Source organism: Candidatus Allofournierella merdavium (genome assembly GCF_944382735.1).
GTDB classification, from domain to species: domain Bacteria; phylum Bacillota; class Clostridia; order Oscillospirales; family Ruminococcaceae; genus Allofournierella_A; species Allofournierella_A merdavium.
In genome coordinates, this window is record NZ_CALWND010000015.1 from 1 (window position 1) to 14,725 (window position 14,725).

Sequence of the window (14,725 nt, forward strand, 5' to 3'; positions counted from 1 at the left end):
GGGGATGCCCTTGAAGTACCAGATGTGGCTGACGGGGGCGGCCAGCTCGATGTGGCCCATGCGCTCGCGGCGCACCTTGGCCTTGGTGACCTCCACGCCGCAGCGGTCGCAGATCTTGCCCTTGTAGCGGATGCGCTTGTACTTGCCGCAGTGGCACTCCCAGTCCTTCGTGGGCCCGAAGATGCGCTCGCAGAACAGGCCGTCCCGCTCGGGCTTCAGGGTGCGGTAGTTGATGGTCTCGGGCTTTTTCACCTCGCCGTAGCTCCAGGCGCGGATCTGATCGGGAGAAGCCAGGCCGATTTTAATCGAATCGAAATCGTTGTATTCCATTCAATGAACCCTTCCTTATTACTGTTGTCTCGATGTTGACGGGCATTCCGGAACAGCCGCGATCAGAAATCGTCGCCCAGGCCGGCGTCGTCGAAGCTGTCGTCCTCGGTGAAGAGGTCGTCGGGCTCGGCGTCAAAATCCTCGGGCTCGGCGGGCTCGCTGTCCGTGTCCGCCTCCTCGATGCTGTAATCGTCGTTCAGTTCGCTTTCCATCAGCACGTCCTCGCCCATGGGCAGGTCGCGCACATCGAAACCGGCTTCTTCGTCGTCAAAGTTCTGCTTCAGGTCCACAGGGTCGCCGTTGGAATCCTGCACCACAACGTCCAGGCCAAGGCTCTGCAGCTCCTTGATGAGCACGCGGAAGCTCTCGGGGATGCCGGGCTTGGGCACGTCCTGACCCTTCACGATGGCCTCGTAGGTCTTGACACGGCCCACCACGTCGTCACTCTTGACGGTGAGGATCTCCTGCAGGGTGTAGGCGGCGCCGTAGGCTTCCAGCGCCCACACCTCCATCTCGCCGAAGCGCTGGCCGCCGAACTGGGCCTTGCCGCCCAGAGGCTGCTGGGTGACCAGACTGTAGGGGCCGGTGGAGCGGGCGTGGATCTTGTCGTCCACCAGGTGATGCAGCTTGAGGTAGTACATGTAGCCCACGGTGACCCGGTTGTCGAACTTCTCGCCGGTGCGGCCGTCGTAGACGGTGCTCTTGCCGTCCTCGTCCAGTTCGATCTTGGAGAAGTCGATCACATGGCCATTGGTGGGGCTCATGATCTTATCCAGCTTGGTGGGGTACTCCTTGATGTTGTCGCCGCTGCTGTTCTCCTTGGCCAGGCGGAAGCACTCGCGGATGTCCTCCTCGTGGGCGCCGTCGAAGACCGGGGTCATGACCTTCCAGCCCAGGGCCTTGGCGGCGTAGCCCAGATGGACCTCCAGCACCTGACCGATGTTCATACGGCTGGGAACGCCCAGGGGGTTCAGCACGATGTCCAGCGGGGTGCCGTCGGCCAGGAAGGGCATATCCTCCTGGGGCAGGATGCGGGACACAACGCCCTTGTTGCCGTGGCGGCCGGCCATCTTGTCGCCCACGCTGATCTTGCGCTTCTGGGCGATGTAGCAGCGCACCACCTGGCGCACGCCGGGCTGCAGCTCGTCGCAGTTGTCGGGGGTGAACACCTTCACGTCCACGATGATGCCGTACTCGCCGTGGGGCACACGCAGGCTGGTGTCGCGCACCTCGCGGGCCTTCTCGCCGAAGATGGCCCGCAGCAGGCGCTCCTCGGCGGTGAGCTCGGTCTCGCCCTTGGGGGTGACCTTGCCCACCAGGATGTCGCCGGCGGTGACCTCGGCGCCGATGCGGATGATGCCGCGCTCGTCCAGGTCCTTCAGGGCGTCCTCGCCCACGTTGGGGATGTCGCGGGTGATCTCCTCGGGCCCAAGCTTGGTCTCCCGGGCTTCCAGCTCGTACTCCTCGATGTGGATGGAGGTATAGACGTCCTCGCGCACGATCTTCTCGTTGATCAGCACGGCGTCCTCGTAGTTGTAGCCCTCCCAGGTCATGAAGCCGATGAGGGCGTTCTTGCCCAGGCTGATCTCGCCGTTCTTGGTGGAGGGGCCGTCAGCGATGACCTGACCGGCCTTGACCTCCTCGCCCTTGGAGACGATGGGCCGCTGGTTGATGCAGGTGCCCTGGTTGGAGCGCATGAACTTGATCAGTTCGTACTCGTCGGTGGTGGTCTTGGAGGTGCGGATCACGATCTTGTCGGCGTCCACATGCTCCACCACGCCGTCGTTCTTGGCCAGGATGCACACGCCGGAGTCACAGGCGGCCTTGTACTCCATGCCGGTGGCCACGATGGGCTGCTGGGTGATCATGAGAGGCACGGCCTGCCGCTGCATGTTGGAGCCCATCAGGGCGCGGTTGGCGTCGTCGTTCTCCAGGAAGGGGATCATGGCCGTGGCCACGGACACCACCATCTTGGGGCTGACGTCCATGTAGTCCACCTTTTCCCGCTCGATCTCCATGATCTCCTCGCGGCGGCGCACGTTGACGCGGGCGTTGGCAAAGCGGTGCTGCTCGTCCAGGGGCTCGTTGGCCTGGGCCACCACATACTCGTCCTCCACGTCGGCGGTCATATAGACCACCTCGTCGGTGACCACGCCGGTGGCCTTATCCACCTTGCGGTAGGGGGCTTCCACGAAGCCGTACTCGTTGATCTTGGCAAAGGTGGCCAGGTAGCTGATCAGGCCGATGTTGGGGCCTTCAGGGGTCTCGATGGGGCACATGCGGCCGTAGTGGCTGTAGTGCACGTCGCGCACCTCGAACCCGGCGCGGTCACGGGACAGGCCGCCGGGGCCCAGGGCGGACAGGCGCCGCTTGTGGGTGAGTTCGGCCAGGGGGTTGTTCTGGTCCATGAACTGACTCAGGGGGCTGGAACCGAAGAACTCCTTGATGGCCGCCACCACCGGGCGGATGTTGATGAGGCTCTGGGGGGTGGCCTCGCCGGCGTCCTGGGCCTGCAGGGTCATGCGCTCGCGGATGACCCGCTCCATGCGGGAGAAGCCGATGCGGAACTGGTTCTGCAGCAGTTCGCCCACGCTGCGGATGCGGCGGTTGCCCAGATGGTCGATGTCGTCGGTGACGCCCACGCCGTGATCCAGGCCGCACAGGTAGTTGATGGAGGCGAAGATGTCGTCGATGGTGACGGTGCGGCTGATGAGGCGGTCGTGGTTTTTCTCCAGCGCCTCCTTCTGGCCGGCCTCGTCCAGGTTTTCGTCCAGGATGGCGCGCAGCTCGGCAAAGCTGACCTTCTCGTTGATGCCGCACTCGGCCACGTCAAAGCTGAAGAAGGGGGCGGCGTCCACGGTGCCGTTGGTGATGATCTTGACCTCTTTGTCGTCGATGGTCAGGTACACCACGCTCACGCCGGCAGCCTCGGCGGCCTCGGCCGTCTCGCGGGTGATCTTTTCGCCGGCGGAGATCAGCAGCTCGCCGGTGAGCGGGGCCACCACGTCCCGGGCGGCAGTGAAGCCGGCAATGCGCCGGGCCAGGGCCAGCTTCTTGTTCATCTTGTACCGGCCGAAACGGGACAGGTCGTAGCGGCGGGGGTCAAAGAACAGGTTGTTCAGGTGGGTCTGGGCGCTGTCCACCGTGGGGGGCTCGCCGGGGCGCAGCTTGCGGTAGGTCTCCAGCAGGCCCTCCTCGGTGTTGTTGGTGGTGTCCTTCTCCAGGGTGGCCAGGATGCGCTCGTCCTCGCCGAAGAACTCGCGGATCTGGACGTCGGAAGACAGGCCCAGCGCGCGGATGAGCACCGTGACCGGCAGCTTGCGGTTCTTGTCGATGCGCACGTAGAACACATCGTTGGAGTCGGTCTCATACTCCAGCCAGGCGCCCCGGTTGGGGTTCATGGTGGCGGTGTAGAGCTTTTTGCCGGTCTTGTCGTAGCTGGCGCCGAAGTAGACGCCGGGGCTGCGCACCAGCTGGCTGACGATGACGCGCTCGGCGCCGTTGTTCACAAAGGTGCCCGCGTCGGTCATCAGCGGGAAATCGCCCATGAAGATCTCCTGCTCCTTGACCTCGCCGGTCTCCTTGTTCAGCAGCCGCGCGGTGACCCGCAGGGGCGCGGCATAGGTAGCGTCCCGCTCCTTGCACTCTTTGATGGTATACTTGGGCTCGCCCAGCCGGTAGTCGATGAACTCCAGCGCCAGATTGCCGGTGAAGTCCTCGATGGTGGCCACGTCGTGAAAGACCTCTTTCAGGCCCTGGTCCAAAAACCATTTGTACGAGTTTTTCTGCACCTCGATGAGGTTGGGCATATCGATGACCTCATCGATGCGGGAAAAGCTCATACGCTGGGTCTTACCGAGGGTTACGGGCTTGACCTTCATCATAAAAAGCGTCCACTCCTATCCTGTATCTTATACTTATCGGATCCGGGACCCCCCGCCGCCGGTTTTTCGCGCAAAATATTTTGTGCATTTTTCACAAACTTTCAAAAATATTTTGTGGGAAAAGTCGGTTTTAGGGCGTTCTAATCCATTATGCTATATTACAACAGTATAGCCGGGGAAAACCGCGCTGTCAAGCCATTTTCGCCAATTGCGCAAAAAAAGTTCCCGGACGTTAAACGCCCGGGAACGTGTGCTTTTGTTTTGCCGATTTTGCCCGTCCGGGCGTTCCGGGGGTCAGCCGGCGGAGCCCGCCAGGGGGAAGGAGACGCCGTTCACCTCGATCGCGGTGTACTGCGCCGGGTCGATGGCCCGGAACAGCTGGAACACGGTCTTTTCGCCCGAGGCAAAACCCAGGGCGGGAATGCCCTGGCCCGTCTGCTCATACTCCCAGTCGCTCACCAGTGCCTGACGGCTGCCGTCGGCGCCGATGAGAACGACGGAAGCGTCGAAGGCGGGGTTCATCTCATCCTCAGGCAGGCCGTCCAGTTCCAGGTACACCGACACCGGCGAGAGTTCCAGCCGGGCCAGGGGCCAGCCCAGGCCCACATCGGTGCTTTGGTCCGAGACAAGAACGGAGCGGTCCTCGTAATCCAGCCGGAAGGAGAACTCGAACCGGCCGGGCACCACCGCGTCCTCATCGTGGAGGCGGCTGGTGTCGGTGGGGTAGCTGAACAGGTTCCACACGGTCGCCTCCGCCGTTTTGCCCCGCAGTGGCTCGGTGCTGGAGGCCATCATCACAAAGCGCAACTTGTTGTCTGTGGGGTCGTCGTCCGGCAGCATCTGCACATGCTGGACCATGCCGTTGGAGGCGTCGGAGTACAGGGTGCAGTTGTCGAAGCCGTAGTCCAGCGTGCCGTCCAGCACCTGCCCCTGGGGGGCTTCCACGGTGAAGGGCAGATAGATGCAGTAGTCGTCGCCCAGAACGCCCTCCAAGGTGACGGTGCCGCCCGGCAGGGTCTGGCTGAGGCCCAGGCCCTTGCTCATGTCGCCCAGGCTGTCCGCCCCGCCGCCCAGACCCAGGAAGGCGGCGAAGTCGCCGCTCCAGGCGTGGGCGGCCCCCGCGCCCACCGCGAGGCAGGCGGTGAGGGCCGCGGCGGCCGCCAGCACGGCCCACCGCCGGCGGTGGATGCGCACAGCGGGGCGCGGCCCCTTTTCCGCCGCCAGCAGGCGGCGCACCTGCCGTTCTTTCTCCCCTGCCGTTAGCGGCACGGGGGTGTATCCGTCCAGATCCATGGAAACGTGATTCAGCGCGTCGTAGATATCGTTCACTGTGTTTCTCTCCTTTCCTGCAGCTGCCGTGCAAGGCGCTGGCGTGCCCGGCTGAGGCGGGTGTTCAGCGCCCCCACCGTGATGCTGTGCCGCGCCGCCAGCCCTTCGGCGGTCTCTCCGTAATAGTAGCGGGCCAGAAGAAGATCCCGGTCGGCGGTGCTGAGCCCCCGGAACAGGTCCTCCAGTTCCAGCGCCAGATATTCGTCCAGCGTGCCGCCGCCCAGGGCCTCCAGCTGGGCGGCGTCGCCGGCGGGCCGGCTGCGCACCGCCCGGCGCACCGCGTCGATGGCGCGGTAGCGGGCCACTGCCGCCGCCCAGTTTTTGAAGCTGCCCTTTCGGTCGAACCTGTCAATATTCTGCCAGACGGCCAGCAGCGCGTCCGCCAGCACATCCTCTTCGTCCAGCCCGGGGGCGTGGCGGCGGATGACCGACCGCAGCAGCCCGCCGTACTGTTCCACCAGCGCCTCGGCTGCCGCCTCGCTGCGGCGGGCGATGCCCTCCACCAATTCCTGTTCGTTCATGCAGTCCGTTTCGGCCGCCTCCTTTCTTTCTTTTGAGAAGCGCTTTCGCCCCTTAGTACGGCCCGGGGGCCCCGTTTCTTACAGGCGGGCAAAAAAAATGCCGCGGGCAGAACGCTGCCCGCGGCAAGAAGAGATGATGGGAAATCAGTCCAGGAAGTCCTTCAGCTTCTTGGAGCGGCTGGGGTGGCGCAGCTTGCGCAGAGCCTTGGCCTCGATCTGGCGGATGCGCTCGCGGGTGACCTCGAACTCGTGGCCCACCTCCTCCAGGGTGCGGGGACGGCCGTCCTCCAGGCCGAAGCGCAGCCGCAGCACCTTCTCCTCGCGGGGGGTCAGGGTGGACAGCACGCTGGACAGCTGCTCCTTCAGCAGGGTGTGGCTGGCGGCCTCGGCGGGCACAGGGGCGTCCTCGTCGGGGATGAAGTCGCCCAGGTGGCTGTCCTCCTCCTCGCCGATGGGGGTCTCCAGGCTCACCGGCTCCTGGGCGACCCGCATGATCTCCCGCACCTTTTCCACCGGCATGTCCAGCGCCTGACTGATCTCGTCCGCCGTGGGGTCGTGGCCGTTCTGGTGCAGCAGCTGGCTGGACACCTTCTTGACCTTGTTGATGGTCTCCACCATGTGCACCGGGATGCGGATGGTGCGGGCCTGGTCGGCGATGGCGCGGGTGATGGCCTGCCGGATCCACCAGGTAGCGTAGGTGGAGAACTTGAAGCCCTTGGTGTGGTCGAACTTCTCCACCGCCTTGATGAGGCCCAGATTGCCCTCCTGGATCAGGTCCAGGAACTGCATGCCGCGGCCCACATACCGCTTGGCGATGGACACCACCAGCCGCAGGTTGGCCTCGGACAGGCGCTGCTTTGCCTTTTCGCCCTTGCGCAGCACCTCGTCCAGCGCGTCCAGATGCGCGATCTGCTCGGGGGTGAGGCTCTTGCGGGCCTCCTCCAGCTGGGCCTTGCGCTGGGGCTCGGTGAGTTTGATGTTTTTCTCGATCTTCCAGATGTCGGGGAAGGCTTCCTTCTTCTGATCCTCCGCCTGGGAGCCGGCCAGGATGTCCAGCGCCAGCTGCACCTCCTCGTCGCTGCTGAGCAGCGGCACCCGGCCGATCTCTTTTAAGTACACTTTTACAGGGTCGTCGATGGCCACGCCTTCGGCGGACAGGGAGTTCTCGAACTCGTCCACGCTGTCCTCGGTGAGGGTGAACGCGTCGTTGTCCGGCTCGTCGGCGATCTCGATGCCGTGGCTCTCCATGGTCTCGTAGAGCTTGTCGATCTGCTCCACGTCGAAGCCGCTCTCCTCGATGGCGTCGTTGATCTCCTTGGTGGTCAGCTTGCCGTTGCGCTTGCCGGTCTCGATCAGTTCGCGGATCAGATTCTTCTTTTCTGCCATAATGGAACGTCCTCCTGGGTTTTCATCCTTTTTTGGGTGCTATCGCAGGGCCGCGCGGCCCGTGGGATCAATGTTCAGGCGTTTTCAGCCCTTTTTGCGGCGCAGCTGCTCCATGTATTCCTCCAGCTGTTCACCGGTCATGCCGCCGGCCGAAGCGCTCTTGGGCACGCTCTGCTCCAGCCGGTCCAGGTACATCTCCACATCCCGCCGGCCCAGGCCCACGTCGTAGTTGCGGGCCAAGAGCAGCGAGAGGCGGCTCACCGTCTCCTCCGGCAGGGCGGCGGCCAGAGAGGCCAGATCGGGCTGGAGGCCCTGGCGGTGCTCCTCCAGCACGGCGGCGTAGGCGGCCGCCATGTCCTGCATCAAAAACTGCTCCGGCTTCACCCGGTCCTGGGCCAGGGGGATGAGGGAGGGGTCGCGGATGAGGGCTGCCACCAGCTGCTGCTCGGCGCTGGCCACGCCCAAAGCCTTTTCGCCTCCCGGCGCGTTGTAGGGCAGCTTGATGTCCGCCCCGGCGCCGGTGTTCAAAAGGTCTTGTTCCCGCTGGCGCTGGGCCCGGCGCCGGTTTGTGCGCACCGCCGCCTCCAGCTGGGCCATCACGCCGGCCTTGGCCACATCGGTCTCCTCCGCCAGCCGCCCGGCGTAGACCTCCCGCTCGGTGGGGGTAAGCCGGCCGGCCAGCAGGCGGATGGCTTCCTTGATGTACTCCACCCGGTCCGCCGGGCGGGCCAGGTCATACTTTTCCCGCACCTTGGCCAGTTTATACTCGATGGCGTTGGAAGTGCCGTTCAACAGCTGTTCGAACCGCTCCCGGCCGTACTTTTTGATGAACTCGTCCGGGTCCTTCGCGCCGGGGATGTTCAGCACCGACACCTTCACCGGGCTGTCGGCAAAGAGGCCCAGGCTGCGGGCGGTGGCCTTCTGGCCCGCCTCGTCGGAGTCGTAGCAGAGCACCACCTCGTCGGCGTACTCCCCCAGCATCCGCACCTGGTCGGGCGTGAGGGCGGTGCCGCAGGCGGCCACCGCGGTGTCGAAGCCCGCCTGGTGCAGGCTGATCACATCCATGTAGCCCTCGCAGAGGATGTAGCGCCGGCTGGTGCTCTTTTTGGCGATGTTTAAGGCGAACATCGCCTTGCTTTTCTTATAGACCAGCGTCTCGGGGCTGTTGATGTACTTAGGTTTTTCGTCCCCCAGCACCCGGCCGCCGAAGGCGATGACGTTGCCCCGCAGATCGAAGATGGGGGTCATCACCCGGCCCCGGAACACGTCGTAGACGTTGCCCTTCTCGCTGCGCTTTTCAAGGCCGGAGGCCAGCATCTCCTCCTCGGTGTAGCCTTTATTCCGCAGATGGCGGCGCAGCGCGCCGAAATCGTCGGGCGAATAGCCCAGACCGAAGCGGCGGATGGTGGCGTCGGACAGGCCCCGCCCCCGCCAGTAGGCCCGGGCGGTGCGGGCGGCGTCGTTGTCCGCGTTGAGCTGCTCGTAGAAAAAGCGGGCGGCCTCCTTGTTGATGGCCAGTACCCGGCTGCGCAGCCGGCCGGTCTTGTCATCCTCCTCGGGCATGGGCATGCCCGCCCGGCCCGCCAGCATCTTCACCGCTTCCACATAGTCCAGGTTGTTGATCTTGCGCACGAAGGTGATCACGTCGCCCCCCGCCCCGCAACCGAAGCAGTAAAAACTCTGGGTCTCGGGGTAGACCACGAAGGAGGGGGTCTTTTCGCTGTGGAAGGGGCACAGGCCGGTGTGGGTGCGGCCCCGGTGGCGCAGCTGCACATAGCCGCTGACGATGTCGGTGATGTCACTGCGGCGCACCACCTCGTCGATGTATTCCCGCGGGATCATCCGCCCTCACCTCCTCCGCGCGGCGCTTTTGTCAGAGAATATGCCACTTTTTCGGCACGAACAGATCTTCGAACATGCGGATGGCGAACTCGTCGCTCATGCCGCTGATATAATCGGTGACGGCCCGGTCGGCCCCCTCCTGGTAAGCGATCTGCAAAAAGCCGTCGGGCAGAAGGCCCGGGTCCTCCAGCATCCGCTCATAGAGCTCGGCGATGACCTTCTCCACCTTCTGCTCCTCCCGCTTGGCCTCTTTGTCCACATAGACGGTGGAGTACATGAAGTCGTGGAGCGCCTCGTAGGCCTCCCCCACCAGCGGGCTAAAAGCCAGGCCCGCCGCGCCGCTGTTGGCCACCAGGTCCTGAATGAGGGTGGAGATGCGGCGGCTCTTGGTATCACCCAGCACCTGCACGATCTCGACGGGCAGGGCCTGGGGCGAGAGCACCCCGGCGGTGATGGCGTCCTCGATGTCGTGGTTCATGTAGGCGATGCGGTCGGCATAGCGCACCGCCTGGCCCTCCAGGGTGGCGGCCCATTTGCCCTTGGTGTGGCAGATGATGCCGTTGCGCACCTCCCAGGTGAGGTTGAGGCCGTGGAAGTTCTTTTCCAGCTTGTCCACCACCCGCACGCTCTGGTGGTAGTGCTTGAAGCCCCCCGGGCACAGCTTGTTCAGCGCCCGTTCGCCCGCGTGGCCGAAGGGGGTGTGCCCCAGATCGTGCCCCAGGGCGATGGCCTCGGTGAGGTCCTCGTTGAGGCGCAGCGCCCGGGCGATGGTGCGGGCGATCTGGCTGACCTCCAGCGTGTGGGTGAGCCGGGTGCGGTAGTGGTCCCCCTCCGGCGAGAGGAACACCTGGGTCTTTTGCTTGAGGCGCCGGAAACTCTTGCAGTGGATGATGCGGTCCCGGTCCCGCTGGTAGCAGGTGCGCAAGGGACACTCCTCCTCCGGCACAAGGCGGCCGCGGCTTCGGCTGCTCTGGGCCGCCCAGGGCGCAAGGGTCTGCGCCTCCACCTGTTCGGTGTATTCCCGCGGGTCGTTTGGCATGGGGTCACCCTCCTTTCTGCCAGGGGCAAAACTTGTGGTATATTTTATATACGATGCAATCGGGCAAAACCCTTTAAAAAAATCAAAATTTTTTCGCGCCGGCCCCGTTCACAGCGGAGCGTAAAAGGGCGGGGTGATCTGCGGCGCCGCCGCGCCCCGGCTGAGCTGGGCAAAGGCGGGCAGCAGCGGCTCTTCCGCCCCCGCGGGCAGCAGGGCGGTGAGGGTGACCCGGTCGGCGAAGACAGGCTCGTCCAGCCGGCCGCCCGCGCCCTGCAAAAGCTGGACCGCCCGCTCGTAGAGGGCGTAGTCCACCGACACCGTGAGGCGCACGCAGGCCCGCACCGTGACCACCTTCGCGGCGGCCAGCGCGGCGGCGGCGCTGGCGGTGTAAGCGCGCACCAGGCCGCCGGTGCCCAGCAAAATGCCGCCGAAGTAGCGGGTGACCACCACGATGCAGTCGGTCAGCCCCGCGTGGCGGATGGCCTCCAGCACCGGCAGGCCGGCGGTCTTGGCAGGCTCGCCGTCGTCGGAATAGCGGGTGCGGGCCCCCTGGCGCAGCACATAGGCGTAGACGTTGTGGCGGGCGGTGCGGTGGGCGGCGCGCACCTCTTCCAGCACGGCCAGGGCCTTTTCCTCGCTGTCGGCAAAGGCGGCCAGAGCGATGAAGCGGCTGTGCTTTTCCTCCACCTCGGCGGTGGAGCGCCCGGCGATGGTGCGGTAGTCCTCCATGAACGCTCTCCCCCTCAAAAGGCGACAAAAAAGGCGGTTTGTGACCAAACCGCCTTTTCACTGGATTGCTTACTTCTTCAGGCCGAAACGCTTGTTGAAGCGGTCCACACGGCCGCCGGTGTCCACCAGCTTCTGCTTGCCGGTGTAGAAGGGATGGCACTTGGAGCAGACTTCCACATGGATCTCCGGCTTGGTGGAGCGGGTATGGATGACCTCACCGCAGGCGCAGGTGATGGTGCAGTCCATATACTTGGGATGGATGCCCTGTTTCATTACGGTTCACCTCTTTCTGGTTCATGACTCAAGGGGCCATGCTCTTTACATGCGCCCATCACAACCTTCAATGGGAGGCTACCAGCGTGCGCCATCCTGTGCGCACGGAGCAGCCATCGGAACGATTGCCAAAGAATTATAGCACAAGCCGGAGGGCGTGTCAAGCGGTTTTGGGCCGGGCGGCGTCCTCACCGGCTCCTTGTGCCGCTTCGGCAGGCGCGGGGCGGCCGGCGGCCTGCCGCCGGGACGCTTCATCGGCCATCTGCAGACCAACCAGATGAACAAGCCGGTTTGGCCCGCCGGGGCCCGTCAGGCGATGGCGAAATCCCCCCGCCGGTACTCCCAGGCGCCGTCCCCGCTCTGCCGCGCGGTGCAGCCGGCGTAAAGAATGGCCGCCAGGCCGCCCCGCCATTTCTGCGCGTCAAAGCACAGGTCCTTCCCCGCCCCGGCGTCCTGTGCGGCCCTCAGTTCCAGGTAGCAGCCCTTTTCCCAGGAAAGGGTCTCTTCGTCCACATAGCCCGCCCGGCACAGTTCCTGCCAGCTGTAATCCATGGGCGGGGGCAGCCGGTGCAGTTCGGCAAAGCGCCAGGCCGCGGCGGCCCGTTCGGCGGCATTGGGCACCAGCGCCTCGTCGATGTACACCGACAACTGCTCGATGCCCTCGTTCAAGGCCGTGTCCTCACTCCAGAGGTCCTCCAGCGCCTCGAGGGCAAGGCCCACCCGGTCGTCGGCTCCCTCGCGCACCGCCGCCAGCCGGTTGACCTGATAAAAGCCGCCGGGGTAACTCTCCTGTATCCCGCCGGTAAAATACACCGTGACCAACATACCGTCCCGAAGGTCGGCGGCGCTCGCATCCTCCCCGTCCAGCGTGACAGGCACATCCGCGGCGCTCATGCGGTAAAGGCTTCCCCCCTCCCGCTGTTCGGACAGCATCAGACTGCCGCTTTCCGCCCCGTCGGCAATGCGGCAGACCATTGACTCCTCCCCCGCTTCGGTGGCCGGTGCCGGCGAGCCGGCGCCGGGCGCCGGGGCGGCGCAGCCCGCCAGGCACACCGCGAGCAGCAAAGCCAAAAAACGTCTCACAGGCAAAGCCCCCTTTTATTGTATATTTTCCAGTGCGCCATTCGCATAGCGGCTCAAGGCTTCACAGGGTTCGTATTTTGCTTTATACCCTGTTCCATTGATCACAACGAACAGGGCGCAAACCATGACTTCCTGCCGGGAGCCGTCCGCCATCGCCAGGGTAAACGTGACAGACTGGCCGCTGTACGCCCGGAATGCGTCGCTTTTTTGCCAGACCACCAGTTGCCGGAGGCATCCGGCCAGTTCGCCGCGGTCTTTGATCTCCACCGTCTCGTCCGGCGGGGTCAGATGCACCGTCGCCGAGACGATATCCGCGGCGTTCAGGTCTTTATAAGGTCTCCAGCCCCTCAAAGCAAACAGCAGCACGCCCGCCGCGAGCAGGCCGCCCGCGATGAAAGACCATCGTCTCTTCACAGCACATCCCCCCTTCTGTAAAGGAAACGCCCGCGCGCCGTCCATTATTGCGCAAAGAAAGGAAAAACCGCCCCGCAAAAAGGCGGGGCGGTTCGATGGTGCAGGTCAGGTTCAGGCCAGCAGGGGCTTGAGGGCGGCGGCCAGGGCCTCCTTCTGGGCCTCGGCCTCGGCCAGGTCCTTGCCCAGGGTGGTGAAGTAGGTCTTGATCTTGGGCTCGGTGCCGCTGGGGCGCACCACCACGGTGGCGCCGCCCTCCAGCGCATAAATCAGCACGTTGGCGGCGGGCAGGTCGATGGGGGTCGTCTTGCCGGTGGCGACCTCGGTGAGGGTGCGGGCCTGGTAGTCGGCCACGGTGACTACCTTGTGGCCGGCAAATTCCGTCGGGGGCTCGCTGCGCAGCTTCTGCATGATGCCGGCCATCTTGTCCATGCCGGACAGGCCGGGGAACTCGTAGGAGTCCACCTTGTTCAGGTAGCGGCCGTACTGGGCATAGATGCGCTCCAGTTCCTCCTTGATGGAGGAGCCGACGCTGCGGTAGTAGGCGGCCATCTCGCAGATGAGCATGCTGCCGATGATGGCGTCCTTGTCCCGCACATAGCTGCCGGCCAGGTAGCCATAGCTCTCCTCAAAGCCGAAGATGAACCGCTCCACCTCGCCCGCGGCCTCCAGCCGGGCGATCTGGTCGCCGATCCACTTGAAGCCGGTGAGCACGTTGCGGCACTCCACGCCGTAGTGGGCGGCCACCACGTCCGCCAGCGGGGTGGACACGATGCTCTTGACCATCACCGGCTTTTCGGGCATGGTGCCCTTCTCGATGCGGCCGGCGCAGATGTAGTCCAGCAGCAGCACGCCCACCTCGTTGCCGGTGAGCAGCTGGTAACTGCCGTCCTTGCAGCGCACGGCAATGCCCACCCGGTCGGCGTCCGGGTCGGTGGCCAGCATCAGATCCGCGCCGGACTTTTCCGCCAACTCCAGCCCCAGGCGCAGCGCCTCGAAGATCTCGGGGTTGGGATAGGGGCAGGTGGGGAAGTTGCCGTCCGGGTTTTTCTGCTCGGGCACCACGGTGATGTCGGTGATGCCGATGTCGCCCAGCACGCGGGTCACCGGCACAAGGCCGCTGCCGTTCAGCGGGCTGTACACCAGCTTGAGCCCCGCTTTGGCGCACAGGCCCGGCCGCACCTGGCGGCTCTCGATGGCGGCATACAGGGCCTCATAGCAGTCCTCGCCCACATACTCGATCAGGCCGGCGGCCATCGCCTCGTCAAAGGGCATGGTCCTGGCGCCGCTGAGCACGTCGGTCTTCTGGATCTCGGCGTAGACCACGTCGGCGGCCTCGTCGGTCATCTGGCAGCCGTCCGGTCCGTAGGCCTTGTAGCCGTTGTATTTGGCCGGGTTGTGGCTGGCGGTGACCATGATGCCGGCGTTGCAGTGGTAGTAGCGGGTGGCAAAACTCAACGCGGGCACCGGCATCAGCGCCTTGTAGATGCGCACCTTCACCCCGTTGGCGGCCAGCACCTCGGCGGCGGCTTTGGCGAACACGTCGCTCTTGATGCGGCTGTCGTAGCTGATGGCCACCGTCTGGCTGCCGCCCTGGGTGCGGACCCAGTTGGCAAGGCCCTGGGTGGCCTGGCGCACCACATACACGTTCATCCGGTTGGTGCCGGCGCCGATGACTCCCCGCAGGCCGGCGGTGCCGAACTTCAGCGCCACGGCGAACCGATCCTTGATGGCATCGTCGTCGCCGGCGATGCTCTCCAGTTCCGGCTTGAGGTCGGGGTCGTACAGAGGATAAGCGAGCCAGCGCCCGTACTCGTCTTTATACATAACTTCCACCTGCTTTTTAAAGTTTTCGACACTTTTTGTGGAAAGTATCCAGTTGTATTTATTGTAGCTGT

At 64.7% G+C, this 14,725-nt stretch carries 12 protein-coding genes; all 12 read right to left on the reverse strand.

From position 1 onward, the window contains the following. The coding region (locus ACH2A7_RS11425; protein WP_394962061.1) for a hypothetical protein at positions 1-330 on the reverse strand (330 nt) is incomplete at its 3' end. Positions 331-392: 62 nt separating this feature from the next. Further along, the gene (locus ACH2A7_RS11430) at positions 393-4,214 is read right to left on the reverse strand and encodes a DNA-directed RNA polymerase subunit beta (RefSeq protein WP_394962062.1); all 3,822 of its coding nucleotides are present in this window, start codon (positions 4,212-4,214) and stop codon (positions 393-395) included. A 294-nt stretch (positions 4,215-4,508) separates the two neighbouring features. Continuing rightward, positions 4,509-5,543, reverse strand: coding sequence for a hypothetical protein (locus tag ACH2A7_RS11435; RefSeq protein ID WP_394962063.1), 1,035 nt, complete (start codon positions 5,541-5,543; stop codon positions 4,509-4,511). Continuing rightward, a complete protein-coding gene (locus ACH2A7_RS11440) occupies positions 5,540-6,064 on the reverse strand; it encodes an RNA polymerase sigma factor (RefSeq protein ID WP_394962064.1) in 525 nt (174 codons plus the stop codon). Before ACH2A7_RS11440 ends, ACH2A7_RS11435 begins: the two co-directional genes overlap by 4 nt. Before the next feature lie 144 nt (positions 6,065-6,208). Continuing rightward, a complete protein-coding gene (rpoD, locus tag ACH2A7_RS11445) occupies positions 6,209-7,450 on the reverse strand; it encodes an RNA polymerase sigma factor RpoD (protein WP_394962065.1) in 1,242 nt (413 codons plus the stop codon). A gap of 84 nt (positions 7,451-7,534) precedes the next feature. After that, entirely contained in the window at positions 7,535-9,292 is a 1,758-nt protein-coding gene (gene dnaG / locus ACH2A7_RS11450; protein WP_394962066.1) for a DNA primase, read from the reverse strand. Between the two features lie 31 nt (positions 9,293-9,323). Beyond that, positions 9,324-10,331, reverse strand: a complete 1,008-nt coding sequence (locus ACH2A7_RS11455; protein WP_394962067.1) for a deoxyguanosinetriphosphate triphosphohydrolase — start codon at positions 10,329-10,331, stop codon at positions 9,324-9,326. 108 nt (positions 10,332-10,439) lie between these two features. After that, entirely contained in the window at positions 10,440-11,060 is a 621-nt protein-coding gene (locus ACH2A7_RS11460; RefSeq protein WP_394962068.1) for an IMPACT family protein, read from the reverse strand. A gap of 69 nt (positions 11,061-11,129) precedes the next feature. Beyond that, positions 11,130-11,333, reverse strand: a complete 204-nt coding sequence (rpmE, locus tag ACH2A7_RS11465) for a 50S ribosomal protein L31 (protein WP_177521456.1) — start codon at positions 11,331-11,333, stop codon at positions 11,130-11,132. A gap of 309 nt (positions 11,334-11,642) precedes the next feature. Next, positions 11,643-12,416, reverse strand: coding sequence for a hypothetical protein (locus tag ACH2A7_RS11470; RefSeq protein WP_394962069.1), 774 nt, complete (start codon positions 12,414-12,416; stop codon positions 11,643-11,645). Between the two features lie 15 nt (positions 12,417-12,431). Continuing rightward, positions 12,432-12,830, reverse strand: coding sequence for a hypothetical protein (locus ACH2A7_RS11475; protein ID WP_394962070.1), 399 nt, complete (start codon positions 12,828-12,830; stop codon positions 12,432-12,434). A 111-nt stretch (positions 12,831-12,941) separates the two neighbouring features. Then, a complete protein-coding gene (locus tag ACH2A7_RS11480; protein ID WP_394962071.1) occupies positions 12,942-14,654 on the reverse strand; it encodes a phospho-sugar mutase in 1,713 nt (570 codons plus the stop codon). Positions 14,655-14,725: the final 71 nt, after the last annotated feature.

Excerpts from the sequence above, each read along its gene's own strand:
- ACH2A7_RS11455 (WP_394962067.1), bottom strand. The coding sequence starts at position 10,331 with ATGCCAAACGACCCGCGGGAATACACCGAACAGGTGGAGGCGCAGACC.
- dnaG (WP_394962066.1), bottom strand. The coding sequence starts at position 9,292 with ATGATCCCGCGGGAATACATCGACGAGGTGGTGCGCCGCAGTGACATC.
- rpmE (WP_177521456.1), bottom strand. The coding sequence starts at position 11,333 with ATGAAACAGGGCATCCATCCCAAGTATATGGACTGCACCATCACCTGC.
- ACH2A7_RS11460 (WP_394962068.1), bottom strand. The coding sequence starts at position 11,060 with ATGGAGGACTACCGCACCATCGCCGGGCGCTCCACCGCCGAGGTGGAG.
- ACH2A7_RS11440 (WP_394962064.1), bottom strand. The coding sequence starts at position 6,064 with ATGAACGAACAGGAATTGGTGGAGGGCATCGCCCGCCGCAGCGAGGCG.
- ACH2A7_RS11430 (WP_394962062.1), bottom strand. The coding sequence starts at position 4,214 with ATGATGAAGGTCAAGCCCGTAACCCTCGGTAAGACCCAGCGTATGAGC.
- rpoD (WP_394962065.1), bottom strand. The coding sequence starts at position 7,450 with ATGGCAGAAAAGAAGAATCTGATCCGCGAACTGATCGAGACCGGCAAG.
- ACH2A7_RS11480 (WP_394962071.1), bottom strand. The coding sequence starts at position 14,654 with ATGTATAAAGACGAGTACGGGCGCTGGCTCGCTTATCCTCTGTACGAC.